This is a genomic window from Faecalibacterium sp. OF03-6AC, assembly GCF_003478175.1.
GTDB classification, from domain to species: domain Bacteria; phylum Bacillota; class Clostridia; order Oscillospirales; family Ruminococcaceae; genus Faecalibacterium; species Faecalibacterium taiwanense.
Genome location: NZ_QUEN01000003.1, coordinates 194763 through 220746 on the forward strand (window position 1 = coordinate 194763; position 25984 = coordinate 220746).

General features: G+C 55.6%; 27 protein-coding genes and 1 other annotated feature. Of the genes, 5 read left to right on the forward strand and 22 right to left on the reverse strand.

Annotated elements, in window-relative coordinates:
• Positions 1-18 precede the first annotated feature (18 nt).
• Positions 19-1326, forward strand: coding sequence for a CapA family protein (locus DXA66_RS04960; protein ID WP_243089032.1), 1308 nt, complete (start codon positions 19-21; stop codon positions 1324-1326).
• A gap of 51 nt (positions 1327-1377) precedes the next feature.
• The gene (locus tag DXA66_RS04965) at positions 1378-1845 is read left to right on the forward strand and encodes an ACT domain-containing protein (RefSeq protein ID WP_118527240.1); all 468 of its coding nucleotides are present in this window, start codon (positions 1378-1380) and stop codon (positions 1843-1845) included.
• A gap of 92 nt (positions 1846-1937) precedes the next feature.
• Here DXA66_RS04965 and tyrS read toward each other — a convergent pair whose 3' ends face one another.
• The 22 genes from tyrS to ligA form a co-directional block, all read right to left on the reverse strand.
• A complete protein-coding gene (gene tyrS / locus DXA66_RS04970) occupies positions 1938-3158 on the reverse strand; it encodes a tyrosine--tRNA ligase (RefSeq protein ID WP_044953690.1) in 1221 nt (406 codons plus the stop codon).
• Between the two features lie 64 nt (positions 3159-3222).
• Positions 3223-3478: a binding site (T-box leader), on the reverse strand.
• A gap of 66 nt (positions 3479-3544) precedes the next feature.
• Positions 3545-5209, reverse strand: a complete 1665-nt coding sequence (gene recN, locus DXA66_RS04975; RefSeq protein ID WP_118527242.1) for a DNA repair protein RecN — start codon at positions 5207-5209, stop codon at positions 3545-3547.
• Between the two features lie 21 nt (positions 5210-5230).
• Positions 5231-5713, reverse strand: coding sequence for an arginine repressor (locus tag DXA66_RS04980; protein WP_097777786.1), 483 nt, complete (start codon positions 5711-5713; stop codon positions 5231-5233).
• Between the two features lie 18 nt (positions 5714-5731).
• Positions 5732-6583, reverse strand: coding sequence for an NAD(+)/NADH kinase (locus DXA66_RS04985; RefSeq protein ID WP_118527244.1), 852 nt, complete (start codon positions 6581-6583; stop codon positions 5732-5734).
• A 38-nt stretch (positions 6584-6621) separates the two neighbouring features.
• Positions 6622-7425, reverse strand: coding sequence for a TlyA family RNA methyltransferase (locus tag DXA66_RS04990; protein ID WP_118527246.1), 804 nt, complete (start codon positions 7423-7425; stop codon positions 6622-6624).
• Positions 7422-9305 (reverse strand): 1-deoxy-D-xylulose-5-phosphate synthase, encoded by a 1884-nt coding sequence (gene dxs, locus DXA66_RS04995; RefSeq protein WP_118527248.1) that lies wholly within the window; start codon positions 9303-9305, stop codon positions 7422-7424. Before dxs ends, DXA66_RS04990 begins: the two co-directional genes overlap by 4 nt.
• 68 nt (positions 9306-9373) lie before the next feature.
• The gene (locus tag DXA66_RS05000) at positions 9374-9841 is read right to left on the reverse strand and encodes a divergent PAP2 family protein (RefSeq protein ID WP_097777783.1); all 468 of its coding nucleotides are present in this window, start codon (positions 9839-9841) and stop codon (positions 9374-9376) included.
• Between the two features lie 32 nt (positions 9842-9873).
• Complete coding sequence (locus tag DXA66_RS05005) at positions 9874-10755, reverse strand: polyprenyl synthetase family protein (RefSeq protein ID WP_118527250.1); 882 nt, start codon at positions 10753-10755, stop codon at positions 9874-9876.
• On the reverse strand, positions 10755-10970 hold the full coding sequence (xseB, locus tag DXA66_RS05010) for an exodeoxyribonuclease VII small subunit (RefSeq protein WP_242702821.1): 216 nt from the start codon (positions 10968-10970) through the stop codon (positions 10755-10757). Before xseB ends, DXA66_RS05005 begins: the two co-directional genes overlap by 1 nt.
• Positions 10948-12171, reverse strand: a complete 1224-nt coding sequence (gene xseA / locus DXA66_RS05015) for an exodeoxyribonuclease VII large subunit (RefSeq protein ID WP_187119377.1) — start codon at positions 12169-12171, stop codon at positions 10948-10950. The genes xseB and xseA overlap by 23 nt, the downstream gene beginning before the upstream one ends.
• Positions 12159-13100 (reverse strand): glycoprotease, encoded by a 942-nt coding sequence (locus DXA66_RS05020; RefSeq protein WP_097781770.1) that lies wholly within the window; start codon positions 13098-13100, stop codon positions 12159-12161. The genes xseA and DXA66_RS05020 overlap by 13 nt, the downstream gene beginning before the upstream one ends.
• A complete protein-coding gene (gene nusB / locus DXA66_RS05025; protein ID WP_097777779.1) occupies positions 13097-13531 on the reverse strand; it encodes a transcription antitermination factor NusB in 435 nt (144 codons plus the stop codon). Before nusB ends, DXA66_RS05020 begins: the two co-directional genes overlap by 4 nt.
• A gap of 74 nt (positions 13532-13605) precedes the next feature.
• Entirely contained in the window at positions 13606-13992 is a 387-nt protein-coding gene (locus tag DXA66_RS05030; protein ID WP_118527252.1) for an Asp23/Gls24 family envelope stress response protein, read from the reverse strand.
• Positions 13993-14152: 160 nt separating this feature from the next.
• The gene (locus tag DXA66_RS05035) at positions 14153-14779 is read right to left on the reverse strand and encodes a SpoIIIAH-like family protein (RefSeq protein WP_118527254.1); all 627 of its coding nucleotides are present in this window, start codon (positions 14777-14779) and stop codon (positions 14153-14155) included.
• 32 nt (positions 14780-14811) lie between these two features.
• On the reverse strand, positions 14812-15345 hold the full coding sequence (locus DXA66_RS05040; protein ID WP_097777777.1) for a stage III sporulation protein AG: 534 nt from the start codon (positions 15343-15345) through the stop codon (positions 14812-14814).
• Positions 15342-15812: a hypothetical protein gene (locus DXA66_RS05045; RefSeq protein ID WP_118527256.1), complete on the reverse strand. Its 471-nt coding sequence runs from the start codon at positions 15810-15812 to the stop codon at positions 15342-15344. Before DXA66_RS05045 ends, DXA66_RS05040 begins: the two co-directional genes overlap by 4 nt.
• Positions 15813-15815: 3 nt before the next feature.
• Positions 15816-16898 (reverse strand): stage III sporulation protein AE, encoded by a 1083-nt coding sequence (locus tag DXA66_RS05050; RefSeq protein WP_118527258.1) that lies wholly within the window; start codon positions 16896-16898, stop codon positions 15816-15818.
• A complete protein-coding gene (locus DXA66_RS05055) occupies positions 16895-17278 on the reverse strand; it encodes a stage III sporulation protein AD (protein WP_118527260.1) in 384 nt (127 codons plus the stop codon). The genes DXA66_RS05050 and DXA66_RS05055 overlap by 4 nt, the downstream gene beginning before the upstream one ends.
• The gene (spoIIIAC, locus tag DXA66_RS05060) at positions 17275-17469 is read right to left on the reverse strand and encodes a stage III sporulation protein AC (RefSeq protein ID WP_118527262.1); all 195 of its coding nucleotides are present in this window, start codon (positions 17467-17469) and stop codon (positions 17275-17277) included. The genes DXA66_RS05055 and spoIIIAC overlap by 4 nt, the downstream gene beginning before the upstream one ends.
• Positions 17470-17487: 18 nt before the next feature.
• Complete coding sequence (locus DXA66_RS05065; RefSeq protein WP_118527264.1) at positions 17488-17952, reverse strand: hypothetical protein; 465 nt, start codon at positions 17950-17952, stop codon at positions 17488-17490.
• Complete coding sequence (locus tag DXA66_RS05070) at positions 17949-18842, reverse strand: ATPase, T2SS/T4P/T4SS family (RefSeq protein ID WP_118527266.1); 894 nt, start codon at positions 18840-18842, stop codon at positions 17949-17951. The genes DXA66_RS05065 and DXA66_RS05070 overlap by 4 nt, the downstream gene beginning before the upstream one ends.
• Positions 18843-18970: 128 nt before the next feature.
• A complete protein-coding gene (gene ligA / locus DXA66_RS05075; RefSeq protein WP_118527268.1) occupies positions 18971-20971 on the reverse strand; it encodes an NAD-dependent DNA ligase LigA in 2001 nt (666 codons plus the stop codon).
• A gap of 622 nt (positions 20972-21593) precedes the next feature.
• On the opposite strand from ligA, the gene DXA66_RS05080 reads away from it, so the two are divergent.
• The 3 genes from DXA66_RS05080 to DXA66_RS05090 all read left to right on the forward strand — a co-directional run bounded on the left by DXA66_RS05080 (position 21594) and on the right by DXA66_RS05090 (position 25972).
• Entirely contained in the window at positions 21594-22169 is a 576-nt protein-coding gene (locus tag DXA66_RS05080) for a uracil-DNA glycosylase family protein (RefSeq protein WP_118527270.1), read from the forward strand.
• 70 nt (positions 22170-22239) lie between these two features.
• A complete protein-coding gene (locus tag DXA66_RS05085) occupies positions 22240-23325 on the forward strand; it encodes a hypothetical protein (protein ID WP_118527272.1) in 1086 nt (361 codons plus the stop codon).
• A gap of 160 nt (positions 23326-23485) precedes the next feature.
• Positions 23486-25972: an ATP-dependent DNA helicase gene (locus DXA66_RS05090; RefSeq protein ID WP_118527274.1), complete on the forward strand. Its 2487-nt coding sequence runs from the start codon at positions 23486-23488 to the stop codon at positions 25970-25972.
• Positions 25973-25984 lie beyond the last annotated feature (12 nt).

The window sequence follows — 25984 nt, forward strand, 5'->3', positions numbered from 1 at the left end:
GGAAGGATGTGGACGCGGATGAGCAAACAATCCCCGCAACAGCACCGGCGCAGACCGACTGCAAAACGCCGCGCCAGAAGGCAGGCTTTCTGGACAGCCGGAGCGATGCTGATCGTATTTCTGTTCTGCCTGCCTTTGCTGCCAAAGTTCTTTCTGCAGGAAAGCATACTGACGGCAGAACCGGTGAGCACGGAAAGCTCTTCTGCAGGTTTTACCACTGTATCACAACCGGAAGAAGCAGAGCCTACGCCAGAGCGGGAACCGCAGCCGCTGGTTCAGACTGTCTGCTTTTCTGCAACAGGAGATAATCTGATCCATGCTCCCATTTATAAGCAGGCGCAGCGCCGCGCTTCCGGGGAGGAAGCTTACAGTTTCGATTACTGTTACGAACATATTGCGCCTTTTTATGCACAGCATGATGTGAACTGGATCAATCAGGAAACGCTCTGCACGGATGAATTGGAGCCATCCACCTACCCATGCTTTTCTACGCCGGGCGATTGCGCCCGTGCGCTTTATCGGGCGGGTGTGCGGGTGTTCAGCCTGTCCAATAACCACACCTACGATAAAGGCGCTTCCGGCATTGCCGCTACCCTGCGCTTCTGGGGCAGTATGCCGGAGGATGTAGTGACCACCGGTTTGTGGAAGGGCAAAGAGGACTACGGTCATATCCCGCTGCAGACTGTCAATGGTGTAACGATCGCATATCTTTCCTATACAGAGCATACCAATGGCATCCCGCAGAATAGCTCCATGCAGGCCAATGTGATCTATACCAGCCAGACCGATGTGATCGAGCAGCAAGTAAAAGCGGCACGTCAGCTTGCAGATTTTGTGGTGGTGGGTGTGCACTGGGGTGTAGAAAACAGACATACCATCGCAGATCCGCAGCGAACTCTGGCGCAAAACCTTGCAGACTGGGGTGCAGACTTGATCATTGGCACCCACCCGCATGTGCTGCAAAATGCACAGTGGCTGACTGCAGCAGATGGCAGGCAGGTGTTCACGGCCTATTCTCTGGGCAATTTTATCAGCACGCAGGAAAAGCCCGATCAGCTGGTCGGCGCAATTTTATCAGTTCAGCTTGAAAAAACGACCGAACCGGACGGCACTGTCCGTTGCAACGTGCTCTCTCCCAGACTTCTGCCGACAGTGACCCACTATGATGCAGGCAAATCCAATGTGCGTACCTACCTGTTCCGCGATTATACCGAAGCCCTTACAAAGGCCCACGGAGTACGGCAGGCGTATCCGGATTTCAGCCTGGAAATGATTCAGTCCATTGCCCGGGAAAATATCGACCCGGAGCTTTTGCAGCTTACCTGAATAAATTTTGTATCGTTGAAGCCCGCCTTTCGGGCAGAATGGAGGATCTTTATGTACGGAGTATCGAAGATCAATATTGAGCCGAGCCTCATGATGATCAGTGTGCAGGATGTAGCGTTCAAGGGCAACAGTCTGGCACGTTACCTGCAGATCTTTGCAGATAACGGTGTGGTCGTAGATATGATCAGCCAGAGTGCACCCCATGGCACCACCATTGATTTCAGCTTTACCGCTTCCAGCAGTGATCTTCCGCTGGTGATGAAGGCTATTTCCGTTGCAAATCTGGACAAGGATGCCAAGGCTTCCCCGCTGATCAGCGTGGGTTATTCCAAGCTGAACCTGTTTGGTGAAGAAATGGTCACCAGCTGCGGCGTAGCTGCCCGTGCACTGAATTCTCTGGCAATGGCCGGCATTGAAGTACTACTTATCACCACCAGCGATCTGGATATTTCCCTGCTGGTCCACGCAGAGAATGAGGATGCAGCTTACGAAGCATTGAAGAAGGCTTACGAGCTGTAAATTCTGCAAGCAAGCGAGCAATCCTCCATCAAGTGAAAAAATGCCGGTGCACTCCAAAACAGAGTACACCGGCATTTTCATGTTCAATATTTTTACAGAGTGACCTTGTGGTAGATCTTCTTGCCCTTCTTAATCACAATACCCTTTGCCAGCTGCTCAGCAGTGAAGCCAACGGTGGGAGCGGCTACCTTCTCGCCATCCACCAGAACACCGCCCTGCACGACCAGACGGCGTGCCTCGCCGTTGGATGCTGCCAGACCAGCCTTGACCATCAGGGTCAGGATACCGATGGAGCCATCGGTCAGGTCGGCCTCGGTCAGCTGAGTAGAAGGCATGTGCTCGGTATCCATTGCGCTGCCGCTGAACAGTGCGCGGGCAGCATTCTGGGCCTTTTCGGCCTCTTCTTTGCCATGGACCATGCTGGTCAGCTCGTAAGCCAGAATTTCCTTAGCTTCGTTCAGGCGCTGATCCTTCCATGTGCTCATCTCGTCGATCTGCTCCAGCGGCAGGAAGGTGAGCATACGGATGCACTTCATCACATCGGCATCGCCCACATTGCGCCAGTACTGGTAAAACTCGAAGGGACTGGTCTTGTTGGGGTCCAGCCAGACGGCATTGCCGGCGGTCTTGCCCATCTTCTTGCCCTGAGAGTCGGTCAGCAGGGTGATGGTCATAGCATAAGCGTCCTTGCCCAGCTTGCGGCGGATCAGCTCGGTGCCGCCCAGCATGTTGCTCCACTGGTCGTCGCCGCCGAACTGCATGTTGCAGCCGTAGTGCTGGAACATGTAGTAGAAGTCGTAGCTCTGCATGATCATGTAGTTGAACTCGAGGAAGGACAGGCCCTTCTCCATGCGCTGCTCGTAGCACTTGGCGCGCAGCATGTTGTTCACGGAGAAGCAGGCACCCACATCACGCAGCAGTTCCACGTAGTTCAGGTTCAGCAGCCAGTCTGCATTGTTCAGCATCAGTGCCTTACCCTCAGAGAAGTCGATGAACTTTTCCATCTGCTTTTTGAAGCATGCGGCATTGTGGGCGATATCCTCTTTGGTCAGCATCTTGCGCATGTCGGTACGGCCGGAGGGGTCGCCGATCATGGTAGTGCCGCCGCCGATCAGGGCAATAGGCTTGTTGCCTGCCATCTGCAGGCGCTTCATCAGGGTCAGGGCCATAAAGTGGCCTGCGGTCAAGCTGTCGGCAGTGCAGTCAAAGCCGATATAAAAGGTTGCCTTGCCATTGTTGATCAGGTCGATGATCTCTTCATCGGTGATCTGGGCCACCAGGCCACGGGCCTTGAGTTCTTCGTACAGAGTCATGATTTTTTCCTCCTGTTTGTGGGCAGAGGGAAAAATAAAACACCCCCTGCCAAAAATGAATTTGGCAGAGGGCGAGAAAATTCGCGGTACCACCTCTGTTTGCCGCTTCCTCACAGAAACGACCTCACGAGTGCACACCCCAGAGTAGAGAGACACTCCTGCGTTTGTAACGCTCGCACGCGGCACAGCCTATTAACCTGAACGGCATTCAGCCTGCAGCTCCGGGAGGTATTTCCCCTGCTGCTCTGCGGCCCCTTACACCAACCGGGGTTTCTCTGGGCAGAACACTTCAAGGTACTTGTTCCCTTCATCGCCATTAACAAGAACTACTTTATCACAATGCTTCGGGCTTGTCAACCCCCTTATCTGCAGCGGTTTATTTTGGCTTATTTTGCGCCAAGACCCAGCATTTCGCGGGCATTGGCACGCGAAAGCTCGGTAACGTGGTCGCCGGAGATCAGCCGGGCCAGTGCTTCCACCCTGCCCTCCTCATCCAGCGGATGGATCTCGGTATAGGTGCGGTCATTGGCTACATTTTTCTGAATCAGCAGATGGCAGTCGGCCAGTGCAGCGATCTGGGCTGTATGGGTGATGCACAAGATCTGGTGGCCCTGTGCGCTCTGGCGCAGTACCTCACCGATACGCCCGGCGGCTTTGCCAGAAACACCGCTGTCGATCTCATCATAGATCACGGTAGGCACGGCATCCTTATCGGCCATTGCATTTTTGATGGCCAGCGTGATGCGGCTCAGCTCGCCGCCGGAAGCAATTTTTGCAAGGGGTTTGGGCGCCTCACCGGGGTTTGTGGAAATGTAGAACTCGATGCTGTCCTGCCCATGGCTTGCCAGCGGGCCGCGGGTATGGCGCAGTGTCATGCGCACGCCCGGCATGTTCAGAAAATCCAGCGTGCCGGAAATACGCTTGTTCAGCTCTTCAAACGCGCGCAGGCGCGTCTGGGTCAGTGCTTCTGCCTTTTCACGGGCCAGCGCATAAAGGCGGAGCTTTTCTGCCTGCAGGTGGTCATGCCGCTCCTGTGAGGACTGGATGCGCTCCAGTTCTTCCCTTGCATTCTGTCCAAAAGCGATCACGTCTTCTACCGTATCACCATATTTGCGCTTGAGCTTGTAGATCAGATCCAGACGCTGCTCAATCTCGTCCAGCTCCGCATCGTTGGTATCATAGGAATCCAGCCGACCGATCAGATCTGCGGCAACATCCTTTGCATTGTAATACAGATCCAGCAGCTGACTGGATGCACCGGCAAGTGCATCATCCAGCTGCGCGGCAGCATCCACTGCATTGGATGCCTCGCCCAGCAGATCGACTGCGCCGGAGGCCTCGTCATCGCCCGAAAGCAATGCATAGCTCTGTGCGATCTTATCCCGGATGGCAGATGCATTGGCAAGGATCTTGCGGCGGCTTTCCAGCGTCTGTTCCTCTCCGGCGGTCAGTTCGGCATCCTCGATCTCCTGCACCTGATAGCTCAACAGATCGATCCGGCGCTGCTTTTCGGCTTCGTCGGTGATCATGACATCCAGCTCCCGCTTGATGCGCACAAGCTCCCGGTACAGGACATAATAGTCCTGAAACTCCGCGCTGTTCTGCGCATAATCATCCAGAATGCCCAGATGTCTTGCCGGGTTCAGAAGGCCCACAGAGTCGTGCTGACCGTTGATATTGATAAGTCCTCCGCACAGCTCCCGCAGAACCGCAGCCGTTGCAGGCATTCCGTTGATGCGGCAGGTGCTTTTGCCCTCGGCTGTGATCTCGCGGCTGAGCATCAGTGCATCCGAGCGCTCGTAGCCCGCCTTCTCAAGGCTGTCCAGCACCGTACCGGGCACCTCCTCAAAGGCTGCACGGATCACCGCCTTGGAGGCCCCTGTGCGCACAAGATCCTTTGAAGTGCGGTTTCCCAGGATCGCATTGATGGAATCGATCAGGATCGACTTGCCGGCACCAGTCTCACCGGTAAGAACATTCAGTCCCGGCTTGAAATGTACTTCAGCCTTCTGGATCACAGCAACATTTTCAATTTGCAGGCTGCTCAGCATATCTTTTCTCCCGCGTTATTTTTATCCAATGTGTCTCGTCAGTTCCGAGCAGATCGTTTTTGCATCACGCTCCGACCGTGCAACGATCAGGAACGTGTCGTCGCCCGAAAGCGTGCCGACCACACTTTTCCACTGCAATGCGTCAAAAACCTCGCATGCGGCGTTGGCCATGCCGGAATAGCACTTTACCAGCACAACATGTCCGGCGTAATCCACCCCCAGCACGGATTCATGAAAGATCGTTTCAAACCTTCCCTGCGTTTTGGGGTTGAAGCTTTCGTTCCGGCTGGAGACATAGCGATACCCCTCTGCCGTGGCAGCTTTTACCAAACACAGCTCCCGGATATCGCGGGAAACGGTGGCTTGTGTTACCTCGAATCCCTCTTTGGAAAGGTGATCCAGCAGAACTTCCTGCCGGCTGATCGGGTGCTCCTGCACAAGCCGGAGAATCGCCTGCTGACGTTCTCCCTTGCTTTTTACATCTTCTTTACGGCTGCGCGCCATCGTAAACTCGCCTCCCCTTTATCGTCTGCTGCGAAGCTTCTGGTCAATGGCCTGGAACTGATCTGCTTTTCCGAAGGTGATCAGCTTTACCACCTGATCGGAGAGTCTTACTTCAGCCGTTGCGCCGGCCTTGAGCGGACAGCCAGCTCTGCCATCGCAGCTGATAAACACTTCATCATCGGCCACCTGTCCCACACAGATATTCAGCTTGCGCTCCTGCGCAAACACCATGGCCGGGCTGGCCAGACTGTGCGGGCAGATAGGCGTTACAACAACGCCCTTCGTCTGGGAATCCAGGATCGGCCCGCCCGCCGCCAGCGAATACGCTGTGGAGCCGGTGGGCGTTGCAACGATCACACCGTCCCCACGGTAGTGCTCTACTAAAATATCATCGCAGTAAATGCTGAAATCGATCGCCTGCTGCAGGCGGCCCTTTGTGACCACCACGTCATTCAGGGCGTGGCCCTCCCAGCCATCGTGGCCAAGAACGCGGACATACAGCAGCATCCGGTTGTCTACGCTGAACTCTCCCCGTGCAACAGCGGAGAGCTTGGCTTCCATCTCGCTGACTTCGCAGGTAGCCAGAAAACCACAGCGTCCCAGATTGATGCCCAAGATCGGCTTTGCGTACCGGAGCGAAAGATTTGCCTCATGCAGAATGGTGCCGTCGCCGCCAATGGTCAGGATCACATCTGCCTGCTCAAGGCATTCCTCCAGCGGCAGATAAAACACTCCGGCTGTGCTGCAGCTTCTGCGTGGCTGTTCACACATCAGAACAGCTGCACCATGGTTCATTAGGATCTGCGCTGCACGCAGTGCGATCTCGTTGGCAGAGGTCTTGCCGGGATTTGGCGAAATATAGATCGTCATGCTGGAAGCTCCTTTTTCTGGACTGATGGCAGAGCCGCTCAGCGGTCCAGCGTGCTGTGGCTTGCCGCCACCACCTGCTCTGCAACGCTGTCGTCCAGCACGGAAGGTTCACCGCTCTTCTGCACGAACATCAGGTATTCAATGTTGCCCTCGGGTCCCTTTACCGGGCTGAAATCCAATCCGCGTACAGCAAAACCGTTTGCAGCAGCATAGCCCATGGCATTGTGCAGCACTTCACGGTGGGTAGCAGGGTCGCGCACCACACCGTTCTTGCCAACCTTTTCGCGTCCGGCTTCAAACTGCGGCTTGACCAGACAAACGCCCATGGCATCCGGCGTTGTGATTGCCTGTGCCACCGGGAAAATATGGTGCAGCGAGATAAACGAGACATCCACACTGAAAAACTCGATCTGCTCGGCAAGATCCTCCGGCTTGACATTGCGGATGTTCGTGCGCTCCATGTTCACTACGCGCTCGTCTGTACGCAGGCTCCATGCAAGCTGTCCATAGCCGACATCCACCGCATAGACCTTGACGGCACCGTTCTGCAGCATGCAATCCGTAAAGCCGCCGGTAGATGCGCCGATGTCCATGCAGATCTTGCCATTGGGTGTAAGTGGGAAACACTTCATAGCTTTTTCCAGCTTCAGGCCGCCGCGGCTGACATAGCCAATGTCGTGCCCGCGCACTTCCACCTTGGCATCTTCCTTGATCATCTCTCCAGCCTTGTCCACCTTTTGCTCATTGACAAAAACGATGCCGGACATGATCAGCGCCTTTGCGCGCTCACGGCTCTGTGTCAGACCATGCTGAACAAGATATTGGTCCAATCGAATCTTCAAAGTAAATTTTCTCCTTTCGTCACGGCCATCTGCACGGCCTGTACAAGATGCGCTGCATCCAGACCGGTTGCCTGTTTGATCTGTGCCACACTGGCATGCGGAAGACACGCGTTCCGCACTGCACAATGGATAAAGCGCCCATTCCATCCGTTTTGCTGCAAAGCATATTCCAGATGTTCACCAATGCTTCCGTTTGCAATGCATTCTTCCGCGAACAGGATTATTTTATATTTCGACAGATCAGCGATCATTTTGTCTGTAAAGGGATATAGCTTTACAGTCTTTATCACATCACACGCAATACTTTTCTGCTGTAATTCACGTTCTGCCTGCAAAAGGTCGGCCAGTTCGTCGGCGTAACTCACCAGAACGATTGTTGCATCATCTGCCTTGCGCAGGAAATCATAATCTTCGCCGGTGCAGCCAAATTCCGCCAGAGCTGCATCCTGCCCACCGCGGGGATAACGAATTGCCCGTGGGCCATGGAAGCGGTCACTCAACAGCTGCTGCAGCCAGTAATTCAGTTCCTGATAATTGGAAGGCGCATACAGCGGCATTCCAAGCTGGCTCAGGAAAGCGGGATCGTAAATGCCCTGATGCGTTTCGCCATCCGCTGGGACAAAACCGGCGCGGTCGATGGCAAAAACTACATTCTCCCGCAGCAGATTTACGTCGTGGATGATCTGATCATAGGAACGCTGCAGGAAGGTGGAATAAATGCATACCACCGGCAGCATGCCCTGACTTGCAAGCCCGGCAGCAAAGGTCACAGCGTGCTGCTCTGCCATACCGACATCAAAAAAACGCTCCGGGTGGCTGTGCGCAAAAAACTGCAGGCCGGTGCCATACTTCATTGCTGCAGTGATGGCGCAGATATTCGGGTTCCGGTCGCCTTCCGTCACAAGAGCATTGCCAAATACCGTCGAGAACGATTCCTTTGGTGCCACCTCCGGGTCGGGCATTCCATCCAGATCAAATGCCGACACGCCGTGATAGTTGCCGGGGTTTACCTCGGCCGGCTGATAGCCCTTGCCCTTTTTTGTGATCACGTGCAGAAAATGTGGCCCTTGCCGGTTGCGGATGGTGCGCAGTGTGCGTTCCAGCTCTTCCACGTTGTGGCCATCCACCGGCCCGATGTACTGGAAGCCCATATCCTCGAACATGGTAGAGTGGTACATTGCCCGACGCAAAAGCGTCTTGCACTCGGTGATGTTTTTTTTCAGTGGAGCGCCCACCAGCGGTACTCTATCCAAAAAGCTGCGCACATTATCCTTGGCATCAAAATAGGCCGTGGTCGTGCGCAAATGAGTCAGATAGCGGGCAAGTGCACCGACATTTTTAGAAATGGACATCTTGTTGTCGTTCAGGATCACAAGAAGGTTGTCCAGCTGTTCAATGTTGTTCATTCCCTCGTAGACCATGCCGCCGGTAAAGGCACCATCGCCGATCACCGCGACCACAAGCCCTGCTTCATGATGCAGCTTTTTGGCCCACGCCATGCCGATCGCAAGCGAAAGCGCCGTGTTTCCGTGCCCGGCAATGAATGCATCGTGTTCGCTCTCGTTCGGGTTCGGGAAACCGGAGATCCCGTCGAGCTGGCGCAGCTTATCAAACTGTCCGCGCCGACCCGTAAGGATCTTGTGTGTGTAGCACTGGTGACCGACATCAAACACGATTTTGTCCTGTGGTGTATCCAGAACACGGTGCAGCGCAACGGTAAGCTCTACCACGCCAAGGTTTGAGGCAAGGTGGCCGCCCGTCTTGGAAATATTCTCCAGCAGAAACTGGCGGATCTCCGCGCACAGCTGTTTCACCTGCTGTTCATTCAGTTGCTTTAAATCCTTGGGCTGATTGATGCTGTCCAGCAGCAATGCTCCCATAAATCACACGTCCTTCAAATGAAGATTTTCTGTTTCTGCAGTGCGTTCCTGCGTGAAAAAAGAATGTCTCAAGCCAGCGGATACAGGAAGCCGACGGCTGCGCCGACCAGTACGCCTGCCACGACCTGCAGCGGCGTATGGCCGACCATCTCCTTCAGATGCATGTTCTGCAGGAAAGGAGCATTCTTCTCGCTCACTTCGATCCACTGATCGATCATCTGGTTCAGGACCTTGGCCTGCTCGCCAGTCTCATGCCGCACGCCCATGGCATCGTGCATGGTAATGATTGCCACCACGCTTGCCACTGCAAAAATGGCAGAGTCAACACCCACACAGCGTCCGGTTGCAATGACCATGGCACAGACCGTTGCGCTGTGGGCACTGGGCATACCGCCATCACCCCACATGCGTTCCAACTGGAACTTGCCCAGTAGGATAAAATTGATGATGGTTTTAAGCACCTGCGCCACAAACCAGCCGAGCAGTGAAACCGTAAGGATCTGATTGAAAGACAGGATGTTTTGAATAAGCTGCATAATCTTTTTCCTTTATTCTGTATGGATTATTTTTAGTTTTTACGCACAAGAAGCTGCTGCGCAAGCTGTTCCAGAAACGCAGCTTTTTCGCCAAAATTCCGGTGCAGTTCCGTGCAGGTCTTCTGATTCAGGTCATGTGCAAGCTTCATGGCACCTTCCGCACCATAAAGGGTCACAAAGGTAGTTTTTCCATTTTCGCTGTCGCTGCCAATGGGCTTGCCCAGCTGTTCCGGTGTGCTGGTAACATCCAGCACATCGTCCACGATCTGAAAAACAAGACCCAGACCATAAGCATACTGTTCCAGCGCTCTGCACTGTGCTTCATCCGCTTTGGCCGCAGCCGCACCCATCTGGATGGCTGCATTGATCAGCGCACCCGTTTTATTGCGATGGATCAGCCGAAGCTGGTTTTCTGTTGCGGCCAACGCTTCGTATTTCAGATCCAGTTCCTGCCCATAGACCATGCCGCGGCTGCCAGCGCCTGCACCCAGTGCCCGCGCTGCCTGTACACAGACAGACGCATCTGCCGGGGCATTGGCGACTGTCTCAAATGCTTCTGTCAGCAGCACATCACCGGCCAGCATGGCAGTTGCTTCGCTAAATGCCTTGTGGCAGGAAGGACGGCCGCGGCGCAGATCATCATTGTCCATGCAGGGCAGGTCATCGTGAATGAGCGAATAGCAGTGCAGCATTTCTACAGCAGCTGCAAAATGCTGTGCCGCCTGCATACTGCCGCCCAGCATATCGCAGACGCTGAGAACAAGAACTGCACGGATCCGTTTGCCGCCGCCCATCAGGCTGTAGCGTGCCGCACGGCACACCTCGGATTCTTCCGGCAGAAAACGGCCGCAGGCCTTTTCCAGCGCGGCCATTGCCTGCGCCAAATAATTCTGATACTGCTCCTGATAGTCCATTAGCTTTCCTCCTGCACTGTGCCCGCAAGCTTTGCGTCGATCTCGTCGATCTGCAGCGATGTTTTTTCCAGTGCAGCATGGCAGTACTCCATCAGAGAAGCGGCCTCTGCATACAGTTTGACCGAATCTGCAAGGGTCGTATCCTCACTCTGCATCTGTGCAAGGAGCGTATTCAGCCGTTCCATGCCTTCCTCAAAACTTTTGGGTGCTCTCATTGATCTCCTCCACCGCTTCCACCCTGCACTTTGCACGGCGGGAAGCGCTGCGAACATAGATTGTTTTTTCCGGCTGCAGATCATCTGCATTTAAAATAGTGCCGTTGGCTGCTGTGACCATCGTGTAGCCGCGCGCCAGCACCTTGTATGGATCCAGCGATCCTGTAAGTGCTGCCGCATGACCCAGCTGCAATTCTGCAGAATGCAGGCGTTTCTGCATCTGCTGACGGATGGCATCCTGCACCTGCTGCAGCTGCCCCTGACTTTTTTGCCAGTTTCGGTGTGCAAGGCCCTGCTCCAACACAAAGTTGTATTGTTCCAGACCATTATAGCATAAATCAAAACGTTTTTGCATATTTTTGCGAATATTTTGCTGCAAATCCAGCAATATCCGCTCCTGCTCTGCCCGATCCGGTACAGCCAGCTCTGCTGCAGCCGAAGGTGTGGGGGCACGGCAGTCTGCCACAAAGTCCAGAATGGTATAGTCGATCTCGTGGCCGATTGCGCTGATCAGTGGTTTTTTGCAGCGGTATGCAGCCCGGGCGATCATCTCTGCGTTAAAGACCCACAGGTCTTCCCGGCTGCCGCCTCCGCGTGCAACGATGATCTCGTCCACCTCTTTGCACTGATCCAGCTTTTTGATGGCATCGGCCACCTGCTGCGCGGCTTCAAACCCCTGCACTGTCACCGGACACAGCAGCAGCCGTACCGATGGCCAGCGCCGTGTGAGCACATTGCGGATGTCCTGCAGGGCAGCTCCCGTCTTGCTGGTAACAACACCGATGCATTTAGGAAATTCCGGCAGCGGCTTTTTGTGCTCCGGTGCAAACAGGCCCTCCTGCTCCAGTTTTGCCTTGAGCTGTTCCAACGCCAGCTGTGCGGCACCAATGCCATCTGGAAACATATCGTTCACGTACAGCTGAAATGCGCCGTCGCGCTCATAAAGGGTAGCGCGGCAGCGCACGACTACACGCATTCCCTCTTCCGGGCGGAAAGCAAGGCGGCATGCATCAGTGCGGAACATTACCGCTTTGACGCTGCAGACATCATCCCGCAGAGAAAAATAGCAGTGCCCGCTGCGCGCATTCTGTACAAAATTTGCGATCTCGCCGCGCAGGGCAAGGTCAAACAAAGCATCGTTGGCATCCAGCAGCGTTTTTACATAACGGTTGAGTGCTGAAACGGTAATCACTTCAGCCATAATCCGGCCTCCCGCGCTGCCAGGATCGAAACACCGATGGCATTATCGCTGGAATACTGTCCCGGCACAAAGTAGACCTGCGGCAGACGTTTCTGCACCCATGCACGGATGATATCGCTGCTCATCACTCCGCCAGCACATACCACCGGCAGGCCGGGGTATTCCTTCTGTGCAGCTTTGGTCATTTTTACCACTGTATCCGCCACACAGAGCAGGCAGTACTTGCACACATATTCCGGCGTTTTGCCTGCGGCAAGCAGGGCATTGCACTGGTTTTCCAGCCCGGAAAGGCTGCATTGCATCCCCTTCACGCTGGATTTTGGCTTGATCTCCTCAGTGCACTGTGCAGCCAGACGGGAAACCTCGGCACCCGCCGGGAAGCCAAAGCCAAGCCTGACCCCCACACGGTCCACAGCCTGTCCGGCATAAAGGTCTGTGCTGGTGCCAAGCGTTGTGATCCGGCGCACCTGATCGCAGAGCAGCAGGTCCGTGGTGCCGCCGGAAATATGGAACAGCAGAACTTTTTCAGCAAACAGCTGTTCCCCCTTAGCTGCAAACAGCGCTGCGGCAGCGTGACCCTGCTGATGGGTCGTCAGCACAAGTGGGATCCCTTTTGCATGTGCAAAGGCCGTTGCAGCATTGACACCTGCAAGAAAGCAAGGCATATAGCTGCCTTCTACCGGGCGGGGCTTTTGCGATACGCCCACAGCATCGATCTGCGTCAGATCAAATTCCTGCGCCAGTTCCTGCATCATCTCCGGCAGCGCGACCGTATGATGAAACAGTGCATCGCTTTGCCGCAGGCCCAGCTGGCCCGCTTTTACCGGCAAAAAGCGCTTCTTTGCGCAAACAACCTCTCCAGCTGTATCAAACACTGCCAGAGAGGTTGCATAGTTGCTTGTATCAATGCCAAGCGTATAACGGCTCACTGTTCGGCCTGCTCCGCATCCAGACCGTGATCCCGGGCCACTGCGCCAAGCAGACCGTTCACGAACTGGTAATCTTCGTCCGCACCATACTTTTTCGTCAGTTCCACCGCCTCGTTGATGGCAACACCGGGCTTATTCTCGCCGCCAAACAGCATCTCGGCAACTGCCAGACGCAGGATGGTCAGGCTGACACGAGGCAGGCGCTCCATGGTCCAGTTGCGCAGATGTGCACGGATCTCGTCATCCACCTCGGCAGAATGATCGTAGTATGCGTTCAGCAGATGCTTGCTGAAACCATCCACAGGGTGTTCTTCATCGTTTTCTTCGTGGTTGGTAATGGCCTCTGCCAGCGGGATATCACCAAAGGTCTGCGAAAATGCCAGCAAAAATGCATTCTCGCGTGCTTCTCTACGGGGCAAAATATTTTCCATAATGTTCCTCTCGCAGCACGAAGCCTCTCCGGCCAGAGCACAGAGAGGATCGGCTTCCAATTCTGAATTTTATTTTACTGCTCTGCTGCAGCGGTTTGTGCAAGGCCGGCGATCACCAGATTGACGCGGCTCACAGTGACATTGGTCATGTTCTGTACGGCGTTCTTCACGTTTTCCTGCACCTTTTCGGCCACAGCAGGAATGCGTGCACCAAAGCTCATCATCAGGTTCAGAGTGATGTTTGCGGTACCATCCCGCATTTCCACCACGACCGGAGACTGGATGCTGGATGCTTCCAGCAGATCCTTGAGCTTTTTATTTTGTCCGCCGCAGGAAACCTCGGCAACGCCGTCAATTTCCAATGCTGCGCAGCGTGCGATCTTACCGATGACTTCGGTGGAGATCTGAAGGCTGCCGCCCTGAAGATCTGTATTCTGAAAATCCATTGTGTTGTCCTCCATTCAAAAGCGGGCACAGCCTGCTTTTTCTTGTTTGAAATGGTCCTGCCTGAAACGATCAATGCCATACGCAGGACAACATCATTCTTTATTGATAGAGTTATTATACCATCAAAGCGGGTGCGATTTCAATACTTGTTTCGGAAAACTCTGCCGCACCTTCTTATTTGACCTCCACCACCGTGATGTTCTGGGCAGTCACAGTGCTTTTGTTCAGCACCACATCCCGGATCTGTGCCACCTGTGCCGCTGTGAGCGGTTCACCGGAGGTCATCACGGTAAGGTCTGCCCGGCCGGACTGCAAAAAGCACAGGCAATCGGCAAAACCTTTGGCTTTGATCAGCGTTTCGATCTCATTCTCCGCATTCAGATCTTCCAGATTTTCGGTCATCTGGGCGGTATATTCCTTCTTTTCCTCTGCGGAAAGCGACGAGGATTTCATCGTTTTCTTGATGGAATCCATCGCCTCATCGTGGGCCTTCTGTCGCTTGAGCCGAGCCTGCTCAAAAAACTTTGCACCGCTGTCACTGGCAACGCTTACAAGCTGCGCTTCACCATAGTTTTTGTTGGCGCTGGACACCGCTTCGGCCTCTGTGGGCAGCTCATCCAGAACCGTCTGCGCCTGTACCGGGACATCCTCAGCCTCTGCCGCGACCATTGCAGCATTGTCCGGCAGTTCCGTGGGCACATCGCTGCGGGCATACTGCCAGTTCAAGTATACGGCGATCACCAGTGCGGCAGCCAATGTAACAGCTGTGGCCCTGCGGGTATTTCTGGAAAGTGCTCTCATAAATCGTTCCTCCTTATAAAAGCTGCAGGGTCTCAGCCCTTGCGCTGTTCCACACAAATGCGGTTGGATGGCAGATCCAGCAGTGCGCTTACCAGTTCGGTGATCCGGGCAGCAACGCGGATGTCTCCGCCGCCCTCGCACAGCACGGCCACACCGCATACCTGCGGCAGACATACTGTTTCGGTCAGGGCTGAGCCATCTTCCAGCAGAACATGGGTCTGCTGGGACTGCATTTCTCCGGACTGTGTATCCAGCGCATAAATGGCTTCTTCCCCAGTCTCCAGCGTGACCATCACGGTCGTTTTGCCCGCACCGCTCATCTGTGAGATCAGATGTTCCAGCCGGTTCTCCAGCTGTGCCTGATATTCCGTGCTGCTCTGGGCAGACTTTGTGTTTTTTGTGCTGCCCGCTGCCGTGTTCTGCGGAAAAAGTTCCGACAGCAGGATCAGCAGCATTGCCAGAACGCCTACTGCCGCAGCAAGCCTTGCTCTACCCTGTTTCCCTTTACATTTCCGGGCAAAATCTTTCACGGAATCTCCGAACGAAATGCCCCCTGCTTCTTTCATTCGGTGTCCTCCTGCACTTCCAGTATCGGTGCCATGCCAAGCTCCTGCTGCAGATATGCCGCGATCCGGCTCTGCTCTGCGGATGTGCACGCCGCCGGGAGGATCACAAGCACCTTTTCTGCCCGAACGGTCTGTTCTGCCCGGGTCAGTGTGATCTCCAGTTTCACCTTTGTACCAAAGCGCCGCTCACACTCTGCGCAAAGATCCGCTTCCAGTCGTTCCTGCGCTCCCTGCAAGAGCGATGTCTCCGTACTCTGGATGCTGACCGCTGCCGGAGCAGCCGCCGCTGCACTTTTCAGTTCCAGCTTCATCTGCGGGGCCAGCCGGAACAGGATCACTAGAATATATAGCCCGGCAACGGCTTTTATGCATCTGCCCGCCCAGCCTGCGCCAACCAGCAGCGTCGTGATCTCCGCACATATACAGGCAATGCAGAACGCCGATGCCGCCGTCTGAAATGCGTGCATTTCCTATCCGCCTCCCGTCATCATCAGAAGCCCCACGCCTACCGTCAGCAGTTCAAAAAACAGTGCCGTTACTGCTGCCATGCATTTTACCGCTTCGGCCATGCAATCAAACAGCGCCTGACAGCGCCGGTTCTCCGCAAGGCCGCACAGAAGCCTGCATCCTGCAAGGAATAGCAAATGGAGCAGAAGCTGCAGATACAGCGGCAGAAATTCGGCCCCGATCACGGCAAGTGCCGCAAAACCCAGACTGCTTTTGAGCAGCTGCATCCCGGCAAGAAATACTTCTGCCGTATCGCTCAGAGCCTGCCCGATCACCGGCACGCCGCCGGTAAGAAACTGGCCCAGCCGCAGTGCAGAACGGTCCAGCTGAACCGTTACCGCTCTTTGCAGCCCTAACAGCACTGCAAAAATCCGCCCAGCCCAGACAAGCCCCCTGCGCAGCAAAGCGCCCATGACACGGCACGTTTCCGAAAGCCCCTGCTGGGTGCTGATGCAGCACGCCATGCTTACCGCAAGGTAGCTCTGCAGCAGCGGACTGACCACAAGCACCGTACCCTGTGCCAGAAAGCACAGCCCGGTCAGCAGCAGACCGCTTGCCGCTGTGCTGGCATTTACCTCTCCACCGGCAGCGAGCACACCGCTGTACACCGGAAGAAAACCCAGAAGGTAGTTTTTCCACCCCTCCATCCGCTCACAGATCAGCTGTGCAAGGCTGATCAGATCTCCCCACAAAAGGGTGCCGCAGCCCACAGCCGCAGCCAGCTCCAACAAGGCGCTGTCGGCTGCTCCTCCCACCAGAAATGAAAGCACGATCAGCAACAGTAAAAACAGCAGAACATCCGCATAGCAGTGTGCCATCTGCCGGATCATCTCTGCCGGTGATCCCGGCAGGAGCGCGAGCAGAGTTTTGAGCGGATCTTTGGCAAAGGAATCTGCGCTTTGTGGAGCTTTTTCCAGATAAGGCTGCCAAAGCTCCTGTCCGGGCAGGCCCTGCAGCTGTGCCGCAGCGGCATCAGGTGCAAAAGCCAGAAAGCATGCTGTGCACAATACAAACGCTGCCGCTTTTTGCAGGAATTTTTTTATCATGCGGCAAGCCCCCAGATCATCTGGCAAATCTCTTCCAGTAGAGGAAATGCTGATGCCAGAACCAAACATCGGCCCGCAAACCCGGCGCACCATGCCAAAGTATCCGCACCAGCTTCTTCACACAGGGTCCGCGCGTAATCGGTCAGCAGCAAAATTCCGGCACAGCGCAGCAGGCAGGCAAATGCAGGCCCGTTCACCCGGCGGCTGAAAGCCAGTATATTCCGAAGCAGCTCCTGCGCTGCCGCTCCAAGCTGCAGCAGCACAAACAATGCTGCGCAAACGGACAGCAGAAACGCATAGGCCGGTGCATCCTTCCGCAGCAGAAGCTGCGCCGCTGCAAAGACGACCACTGCCCCCAGAATGGAAAAAGATGTACTCATAGTGCAAACAGCGACTTGATGGTAACGAACAGTGCGCTGATCTGCCTGACAAGGATGGAAAGCACTACCACAAGACCCGCAAGGGTCGTCATCATGGCCTGATCCTCCCGGCCGGAACGGATCAGCAGCTGGTTCAGGACGGCCACGATAATACCGATCGCTGCAATTTTGAACACAAGGTCGATCTCCAAGTTTTCGTCCTCCTGCCACTACAAAAGAATCAGTGCTGCCACCGCGCCGGCTGCAAGGCCAAGCCTGCACGGTAAGCCCTGCCTGGATGCTGCTTTCTGCTGCGTCTGGTGCAGGAATGCTTCAAAACGGGCAGAGTAATAATCCAGTCGTTCGCATTCCTGTGCCGCTTCGCTTTGGCCAAGGCCGGCAAAGCACTGCTCAAAGCAAAGGCGTTCCGCATCATCAAATCTTTCCGGTGCCGGAATTTCCTGCAGTTTTGGCGCTGCATCGCTTTCCAGCAGCTTTTCCTGCACGAGACACCGCTGCAGCTGTTCCAGATCCAGCCTGCGGTAAGCGATCTCCTGCCGGATGCGCTGCAGCAGCTCCACGGTGCGCTGCAGCTGCAGGATATGCTGCTCTGTTCTGACCTGAAATGCAGAACCGGTCAGCCACCCGCACAGCAGGAGCAGTGCAGCCGCTGCCCAATGAAAAAGCTGCATCATACCATGCAGACCTGCCGGACTTTTCCCGGCGCTGTGCAGCCGTGCAGCAGTACAAATACACGCAGCATTCCATGCCGCTGCAGCGCCTGCACCTGCGGCCGCCGGGCGGCTTCTTCCACGCTTGCGGCATGGACGCTTGCAACAAAGTCCACCCCGCTGTAAAAACCCTGTTCCAGCGCTGCAGTTTCGGCAAGCGTGCCCAGCTCGTCCAGCAAAATAACCTGCGGCGAAAGCGTGCGCAGTGCCATCTGCACAGCCCGTTCCTTAGGGATGCCGGACAGCAGATCCAGCGGCAGCATCTTCTCGGAATCACCCGGCGGAAAGATCTCGCAGCGCTCGTCCACCACGCAGGCTCGCCGTTGCATCCCGGCCAGTTCTCGTGCGATCTGACGCAGCAGCGTCGTCTTGCCGCTGTCCGGCTCACCGACCACAAGCATCCCAATAAAATGTTTTTTCAGTTGCACCAGAAGTTCGTCCGGCAGCTGTACCGGAACCGCCCTTGCAATGCGCAGATTCAGCCCCTGCACCTGCTGCAGAACCGTCTGGCCGTCGCGATCCACATAGCGTCCTGCCACACCCACCCGGCAGCCGGAGGGTATGGTCAGAAATCCATGCGCAAGCTCCGTCTGGTGTGCATGTACCGCGCCGCCGCACAGGGTGTGAAAGATTTCTTCGATCTGAAGCTGATCCAATACACACTCCCTCAGCTGCAGCGGGCACTCCGGCAGGTCCTGCAGCGGGAGCTGCCGACCCGACAGTGTAACAAAAACACCACAGCCTGTCCGGAACCGAAGTTCATGGATCTGCGCTGCCGTCTGTGCTGGCAGCTGTCCCAATGGCCCGGCCAGCCATGAGGGAAGCAGGCGTATCGCCCGATAATACTCATCCACACTGTCCTCTCCTTTTTCAGGCTCATTGCCTGCTATGAGTATATGCCTGTCCCTGCCGGATAGAACCTGCGGACATAAAAATATCCCCGTAGCACAAAACTGCGGGGATATCCATTGGAGCGGTTTTATCAGATGTTTTCGTCGCTGATCATTGCCAGAAATTCTGCCTCGGTCAGCACCGGGATGCCAAGCGCCTGCGCCTTGGTCAGTTTGGAGCCTGCTGCCGTGCCTGCCACGACATAGGCCGTTTTCTTTGAAACAGAACCGCTGGCCTTACCGCCGTTTTTCACGATCAGTGCTTCCGCCTCATTGCGGGAAAGAGTTTCCAGCGTGCCGGTGACCACCAGCGTTTTCCCTGCCAGCTTATCACCTTTCGGTTCGCCCTTCCACTGCATATTCAATCCGGCATCGGCCAGACGATGGACAAGGTCGATCGTTCCCTCTTTTGCAAAGAATTCCACGACGCTCTGTGCCATTACGCCGCCAAACCCATCGATCTCGCTAATCTGCTCTGCACTTGCTTCCCGGACAGCCTGCAGCGTACCGAAATGCTCTGCCAGCAGGGCTGCAGCTTTATCGCCAATGTTGCGGATGCCAAATCCGAACAGGAGCTTATCCAGATTGTTCTGCTTGGAAGCCTCGATGGCGTTCAGCAGGTTATCGGCGCTCTTTTCCTTGAACTTATCCAGCGTCAGCAGCTGTTCCCGTGTCAGCGTGTAGATATCTGCTGCGGAGTGCACCATGTCCTTCTCCACCAGTTGGGTGGCAACTGCTGTGCCAAGGCCCTCGATATCCATTGCATCGCGGGAAGCAAAATGGATGATATTGCGCAGTGCCTGTGCCGGGCACTCGGGGTTAACACAGCGCAGAGCTGCTTCATCCTCCAGATGAACGACTGGTGCACCGCAGGAGGGGCAGACCGTGGGCATCTCATAGGGCTGTGCATCCTCTGCGTGATGGGTAACACCGATCACTTCCGGGATGATATCACCCGCCTTGCGCACCTGAATGGTATCGCCGATACAAAGGCCGAACTGATGGATAAAATCCTCATTGTGCAGGGTCGCGCGGGCAACGGTAGTACCCGCCAGAAAGACAGGGTCAAAGCAGGCCGTCGGGGTAAGAACACCGGTGCGGCCAACTGCGACCTCAATGCTGCGCAGCGTTGTCTCCTTTACCTCTGGCGGATACTTAAACGCAATTGCCCAGCGTGGGAATTTGTTGGTGGAACCCATCAAATCGCGCTGTGCAAAATCGTTCACCTTAATCACTGCACCATCCATATCAAAATCCAGTTTGGCACGGTTCTGACCGATCTGCTCGATCTCGGCAATGGCCTGCTCAATGTCATGCACGATATGGTAGCGCGGCGAGACCGGCAGGCCAAGGCTCTTGAGGTAATCCAGGCTTTCGGCATGTTTGGTAAGCGTTTTGCCGCGGATCTGCTGCACATTGAAAACAAAGATAGAAAGGCCCCGGCTTCCGGTGATCTTTGCATCCTTCTGGCGCAGCGAACCGGCAGCCGCATTGCGCGGATTTTTAAAGGGCGCTGCGCCCTGCAGCTCCTGCTCTGCACACAGCTTCTGGAACGCGCCATGCGGCATATACACCTCACCACGCACTTCCAGAAATTCCGGTGCATCCTTCAACTTTTTGGGAATGCTGCGAATGGCGCGGACATTGGCGGTCACGTCCTCGCCCACCACGCCATCGCCGCGGGTAGAGGCACGAACCAGCTCACCGTTTTCGTATTCCAGACTGCAGGAAAGGCCATCGATTTTGATTTCCACCACATACTCCGGCTCTATGCCGGCTTCCCGCACGCGGCGGTCAAAATCCCGCAGTTCATCATACGAAAATGCATCCAGCAGGCTTTCCATTTTTACCGCATGGGTCACCTTGGGCAGCTTGCTGCTGGCCGTGCCGCCTACCTTCTGGGTAGGCGACGATGCCGTGACCAGCTGCGGAAACTGTGCTTCCAATTCTTTCAGTTCCCGGGTCAGAGCATCATACTCAAAATCTTCAAGCTCCGGGGCATCCTGGTCATAGTAAAGCCGATTGTTTTTCTCAATCACAGCGCGCAATTCTTCCACGCGCTTTTTTGCCTGTTCCAACTCCAAAAGTTCCACTCTCCCGCTATCCGGTTTCTCCCGCGCTGCCGTCCGGCACTACCGCCTGAAAATGCATCGCAGAAAACTATTTTGATTATAACACATCCAGCCGCGCTCTGCAAAGAGAAAGCGGATACAATTTGTATAAGTGCTTTGAAATCTGCACGTGTAATCGTTTTCAATCGTCGCTGCTGATTGATTTAAAATCAACACGTGGAGATACTCTTTGTTTATTCTATTGATAAAGTAACGTTTTATCGCGTGATTTCTCCACATCCATGACGAGTGAATCGTCCTGTGGTATCGTTAAATCGCCAGCCAAAACACACACAGAAAGGGCAACGCATTCGTCGTGAATGCTTTAGGCCTTGTCCCCCCGGCATCGTCCTCATGATGGTCGTGTTCAGTTCGTCACCACGGCAAAGAAAGCCGGTGTGGATGAGCATGTCATTAAAAAGATTGTCGGCCACTGTATTGATGATGTTGCCGAAAAGTCGTATACTAAAAGAGGCATTGAGTGGATTCGTCATTTCATGCAATGCATCGTACCATCCTAGATTTTGTACTATTATTTTAGGAGAAAAGCTGTTCCGATTTGTGAATTAAGCATCATACCGTTTCAAGAGGAGATCAAGCCGCCATGGATTGGGAAACATTAAGATCAAGCTGTCTTGCCTGCACCCGCTGCGAGCTGTGCAAGACCCGCACCAATGTGGTGTTCGGTCAGGGTGTGGAAGATGCCGAAGTTCTGTTTGTGGGCGAAGGCCCCGGCCAGAATGAGGATGAGCAGGGTCTGCCCTTTGTGGGGCGCAGCGGCCAGCTGCTGGACAAATATCTGTTTGCCATCGACCTTGACCGCACGAAGAACTGCTATATTGCAAACATCGTCAAGTGCCGCCCGCCGCAGAACCGTGACCCTCAGCCTGCTGAGAGCGAAGCCTGTATGCCCTGGCTGCGGGAGCAGTTCCGCCTGCTGAAGCCAAAGATCGTGGTCTGCCTTGGCCGCATTGCCGCCCAGCGGATGATCCGAAAGGATTTCTCCGTGACCAAGGAGCATGGCCAGCTGTACGAAAAGGGCGGCATCCTGTTCATGGGTACCTTCCACCCTGCCGCTCTGCTGCGCAGCCCGCAGAACAAGCCTGCAGCCTTTGCTGATTTTACTGCCCTGCGGGACAGCATTGAAACGGTGTGCAAACATACCTATCATAAAGACTGAATCATTCCCGCTGCAAGAACCAAACACCTTCCTTTTGCATACTCTAAAACAAAAAGAGAGGTGTTCGATTATGGAAGCTGCACGACATGATTCCATTGATTTCTTTCTGGGTGCCACAACGCCTGCCGGTTTCAAGGGCTATTTTGAACCGCTGCGCCACGAACCCGGTATGCAGATGTACCTGATCAAAAGCGGGCCGGGCTGCGGCAAATCCACCCTGATGAAGCGGCTTGCCCGTGCTGCCGAACAGCGCGGCGAACTGACGCAGCGCATCCACTGTGCCAGCGACCCGGACAGTCTGGACGGCGTGATCCTGCCCGGGCAGCACAGGGCCATCGTGGATGCCACTGCGCCCCATGTGGTGGAGCCGGATGCTCCCGGTGCGGACGAAGTGGTGGTGAGTTTGTACCACACCATCGATGCAGAAAAGCTGCACCAGTGCACCGATGAGGTCAAGGCGCTGTTTGCCCGCAACGCCCTGCTGCGCAGCCGCGCTGCACGATATATTGCATCGGCAGGCAGCCTTTTGCTGGACAGCCGCCGCGCCGAAGCCTGCAGCGCCAATTTTGACAAGGTGCGCCGTTATGTCAAACGGCTGTGCACCCGGGTGATGCCGCGCACGGAAGGCATTGGCAGCGAAGAGCTGCGCCTGCTTTCCGCCGTCACCCCCAAGGGTGAAGTGTTTTATCAGGGCACTGCACAGGCATTGGCGGATAAGTTTATCGTGTTCCGGGATGACTACGGCGCGGTGTCCCGCCTGCTGCTGGAGCTGATCCGCGCCGAAGCCCTGACGCGGGGCTACCACATTATTACCTGTCCATGCGCCATGCACCCGGAGGATAAGATCGACCATATCCTGATCCCGGAGTTGAAGCTTGCCTTCCTGACGGATAATCGCTGGCATCCGGTGCATCTGCCCAGTGTGCAGGCTGTGCGGTGCACCCGCTTCCTTGACAGGGAAAATCTGGCAGCGTACCGGGCACGGCTGCGCTTTAACGAGCGTGCTGCCGCCGAACTGCTGGAACAGGCCAGTGCCCTGATGGCACAGGCCAAGAGCTGCCACGATGAGTTGGAGACCTATTACCGTGCAGCGGTGGATTTTGGCAAAGTGGATGAAGCGGCAGCAGAATGCATGGAGATGTTCGGCCTGAAATAATCAGTTTACTTCGACGAACCGGGAGTTTCTCTGAAGACCGTCCGCTGGGGTGGGACCCTGTTGCCGTGAGGCAATCGGGCGGGCGATGGAATGGCCCGAATCGTGTCTGAAGAGAAATTACCGGTTCGTCAGTGTATCCCAAAAGCGGAGGTGAAATGCTTTGGCAACGGTTCATCTGCCCATCCGGCAGCTGGTGGAATTTCTGCTGCGGACCGGCAGCATTGACAGCCGGTTTACAGGGTTTGACCGTGCACTGGAAGGTGCCCACATCCACCGCAAATTGCAAAAAGCTGCCGGAGACGGCTATCAGGCTGAGGTATTTCTCTCCGTAGAGCGGCAGGCAGAGGACATCACTTTTACCCTTGAGGGCCGGGCTGACGGCATTTTTACCGATGAGACTGGCACGGTAGTCATTGACGAGATCAAGACCACCGCTGTGCCGCCGGAAGAGATTACTGAGGATATGAACCCCTGCCACTGGGCACAGGGCATGGTGTACGGTGCCATTTATGCCACACAGCAAAGCCTGCCGGAACTGAACGTCCGGCTGACTTATTATCAGATAGACACCGATCAGATCATCCGCTTTATCCGCCGCTTTACGCAGCAGGAGCTGGATGAATTTCTTGACAAATTATTGTGCCAGTATGCTCCGTGGGCGCAGCGCCGGATAGAGTGGGATGTAAAGCGTACTCAGAGCCTTGCGGCACTGCAGTTCCCGTTTGCGCAGTACCGGCCCGGACAGCGGGCTATGGCGGGCGAGATCTACCGCGCCTGCCGCGCTGGCAAGACCGCCGACTGCAAGGGCGGTACGCGGCTGTTCTGTCAGGCTCCTACCGGCATTGGCAAGACCATGAGCGCGCTTTTCCCCGCGCTGAAAGCCATGGGCGAAGGCAACGGAGAAAAGCTGTTCTATCTCACGGCCCGCAACACGACCCAGACTGCCGCCGAGGATGCCTTGACCCGGCTGCATACGGCACAGCCAGAGCTTGCCCTGCGCAGTGTGACGCTGACCGCCAAGGAAAAGGTCTGCCTGCATCCGGACGCAGAGGGACATCCCGCCTGCCTGCCGGAGCTTTGTCCCTACGCCAACGGCTACTACGACCGCATCAAGGATGCGCTGACAGCTCTGCTGGACGGTACCGGCAGCTTTGACCGCGCAGCGCTGGCCGGGGCGGCAAAGCGTTTTTCGGTGTGTCCCTTTGAACTGGGGCTAGACCTGAGCGAGTGGTGCGATGTGGTCATTGGGGATTACAATTACCTGTTCGATCCGGTGGTGCACCTGAAGCGGTTCTTTGATTCTTCCGGCGACTGGTTGTTTTTGGTCGATGAAGCACATAATCTGCCCGACAGAGCCAGAGCAATGTATTCTGCACGCTTTTGTAAAAGCAGCCTGACCGAGGCAAAACGCGCATTGGGCAAGGGCAAAAGTGCTTTAAAGACCGCTCTGACCAAAGCAGACAAAGCCCTGCTGGAAGCCCGGAAAGCCTGCATACAGCTTGCACCCCGGCACAGCAGCCAGACCGATGCCGCAGACCCGGCACAGACCAGTCTTTTGCCTGAAAACACTGCCCCCGCACTGGAACTGCCCGAACCGCTGTATGTACAGGACAGTACTGTGTTTTTGCAGGAGCCGCCCTCTGCCCTGCTCAGTTCGCTGCGGGCCGTACAGGCACCTTTGCAGGACTGGCTGGAAGCGAACCCGGATGCCGAAGTACATGCACAGTTGCTGGAGCTTTATTTTGCTGTACAGGACATCACCCGTGCCGCCGAACGATACGACAGCCACTTTGTCACTCAGCTTACCGCGCGCGGCAGAGAGCTTGAATTGCAGCTGCTGTGTCTGGACCCGGCACCTTTTGTGGATGCCAGCCTTGCCGCAGGGCGCAGCGCAGCGCTGTTCAGTGCAACACTGGCTCCGCCCTCGTTCTACCGCAGTGTTCTGGGCTGCAGCGATGCACGTGCCGTCGCACTGGACAATCCCTTCCCGGCTGAAAATCTGGGGCTGTATTGCCTGCCGAATATTTCTACCCGCTACCGCGACCGCGAAGCCAGCGTGCAGGCAGTTTCGGATGCACTGGCCCGGCTGGTGCAGGCCAGAACGGGAAACTACTTTGCCTTTTTCCCAAGCTACGCATATCTGCGGCAGGTACACGAAGATTTTGCAGCACGTTACCCGGGCATTCGCACCCTTGTGCAGGAAAGCCGTCTGGATGATGCCGCTCGGGCTGAATTTCTGGCTCAGTTTGTGCCGGACCCGACCGAAACGCTTCTGGGTTTTGGCGTGATGGGCGGCATCTTTGGTGAGGGAGTTGATCTTGCAGGCAGCCGCCTGATCGGGTGCGCCATTGTGGGTGTGGGCCTGCCGCAGGTAAATCCGCAGCAGGAAATGCTGCGCCGTTATTATGACGCACAGAACGGCTTTGGATTTGATTATGCCTACCGCTATCCCGGCATGAACAAGGTACTGCAGGCCGCAGGGCGCGTGATCCGCACGCCGGAAGACAGAGGTGCGGTGCTTTTGCTGGACGACCGGTTTGCCCAGCAGGAATACATCCGGCTGTTCCCTCCTCACTGGCGGCATATCCGCTATCTGCGCAGCTGCGAAGAACTGGCCGCTGCCCTGCAGGACTTCTGGAATAAATGAGACCCAAACAAA

Excerpts from the sequence above, each read along its gene's own strand:
- DXA66_RS04960 (WP_243089032.1), top strand. The coding sequence starts at position 19 with ATGAGCAAACAATCCCCGCAACAGCACCGGCGCAGACCGACTGCAAAA.
- DXA66_RS04965 (WP_118527240.1), top strand. The coding sequence starts at position 1,378 with ATGTACGGAGTATCGAAGATCAATATTGAGCCGAGCCTCATGATGATC.
- tyrS (WP_044953690.1), bottom strand. The coding sequence starts at position 3,158 with ATGACTCTGTACGAAGAACTCAAGGCCCGTGGCCTGGTGGCCCAGATC.
- recN (WP_118527242.1), bottom strand. The coding sequence starts at position 5,209 with ATGCTGAGCAGCCTGCAAATTGAAAATGTTGCTGTGATCCAGAAGGCT.
- DXA66_RS04980 (WP_097777786.1), bottom strand. The coding sequence starts at position 5,713 with ATGGCGCGCAGCCGTAAAGAAGATGTAAAAAGCAAGGGAGAACGTCAG.
- DXA66_RS04985 (WP_118527244.1), bottom strand. The coding sequence starts at position 6,583 with ATGACGATCTATATTTCGCCAAATCCCGGCAAGACCTCTGCCAACGAG.
- dxs (WP_118527248.1), bottom strand. The coding sequence starts at position 9,305 with ATGGGAGCATTGCTGCTGGACAGCATCAATCAGCCCAAGGATTTAAAG.
- DXA66_RS05000 (WP_097777783.1), bottom strand. The coding sequence starts at position 9,841 with ATGCAGCTTATTCAAAACATCCTGTCTTTCAATCAGATCCTTACGGTT.
- DXA66_RS05005 (WP_118527250.1), bottom strand. The coding sequence starts at position 10,755 with ATGGACTATCAGGAGCAGTATCAGAATTATTTGGCGCAGGCAATGGCC.
- xseB (WP_242702821.1), bottom strand. The coding sequence starts at position 10,970 with ATGAGAGCACCCAAAAGTTTTGAGGAAGGCATGGAACGGCTGAATACG.
- xseA (WP_187119377.1), bottom strand. The coding sequence starts at position 12,171 with ATGGCTGAAGTGATTACCGTTTCAGCACTCAACCGTTATGTAAAAACG.
- nusB (WP_097777779.1), bottom strand. The coding sequence starts at position 13,531 with ATGGAAAATATTTTGCCCCGTAGAGAAGCACGCGAGAATGCATTTTTG.
- DXA66_RS05030 (WP_118527252.1), bottom strand. The coding sequence starts at position 13,992 with ATGGAGGACAACACAATGGATTTTCAGAATACAGATCTTCAGGGCGGC.
- DXA66_RS05035 (WP_118527254.1), bottom strand. The coding sequence starts at position 14,779 with ATGAGAGCACTTTCCAGAAATACCCGCAGGGCCACAGCTGTTACATTG.
- DXA66_RS05040 (WP_097777777.1), bottom strand. The coding sequence starts at position 15,345 with ATGAAAGAAGCAGGGGGCATTTCGTTCGGAGATTCCGTGAAAGATTTT.
- DXA66_RS05045 (WP_118527256.1), bottom strand. The coding sequence starts at position 15,812 with ATGCACGCATTTCAGACGGCGGCATCGGCGTTCTGCATTGCCTGTATA.
- DXA66_RS05050 (WP_118527258.1), bottom strand. The coding sequence starts at position 16,898 with ATGATAAAAAAATTCCTGCAAAAAGCGGCAGCGTTTGTATTGTGCACA.
- DXA66_RS05055 (WP_118527260.1), bottom strand. The coding sequence starts at position 17,278 with ATGAGTACATCTTTTTCCATTCTGGGGGCAGTGGTCGTCTTTGCAGCG.
- DXA66_RS05065 (WP_118527264.1), bottom strand. The coding sequence starts at position 17,952 with ATGATGCAGCTTTTTCATTGGGCAGCGGCTGCACTGCTCCTGCTGTGC.
- DXA66_RS05080 (WP_118527270.1), top strand. The coding sequence starts at position 21,594 with ATGGATTGGGAAACATTAAGATCAAGCTGTCTTGCCTGCACCCGCTGC.
- DXA66_RS05085 (WP_118527272.1), top strand. The coding sequence starts at position 22,240 with ATGGAAGCTGCACGACATGATTCCATTGATTTCTTTCTGGGTGCCACA.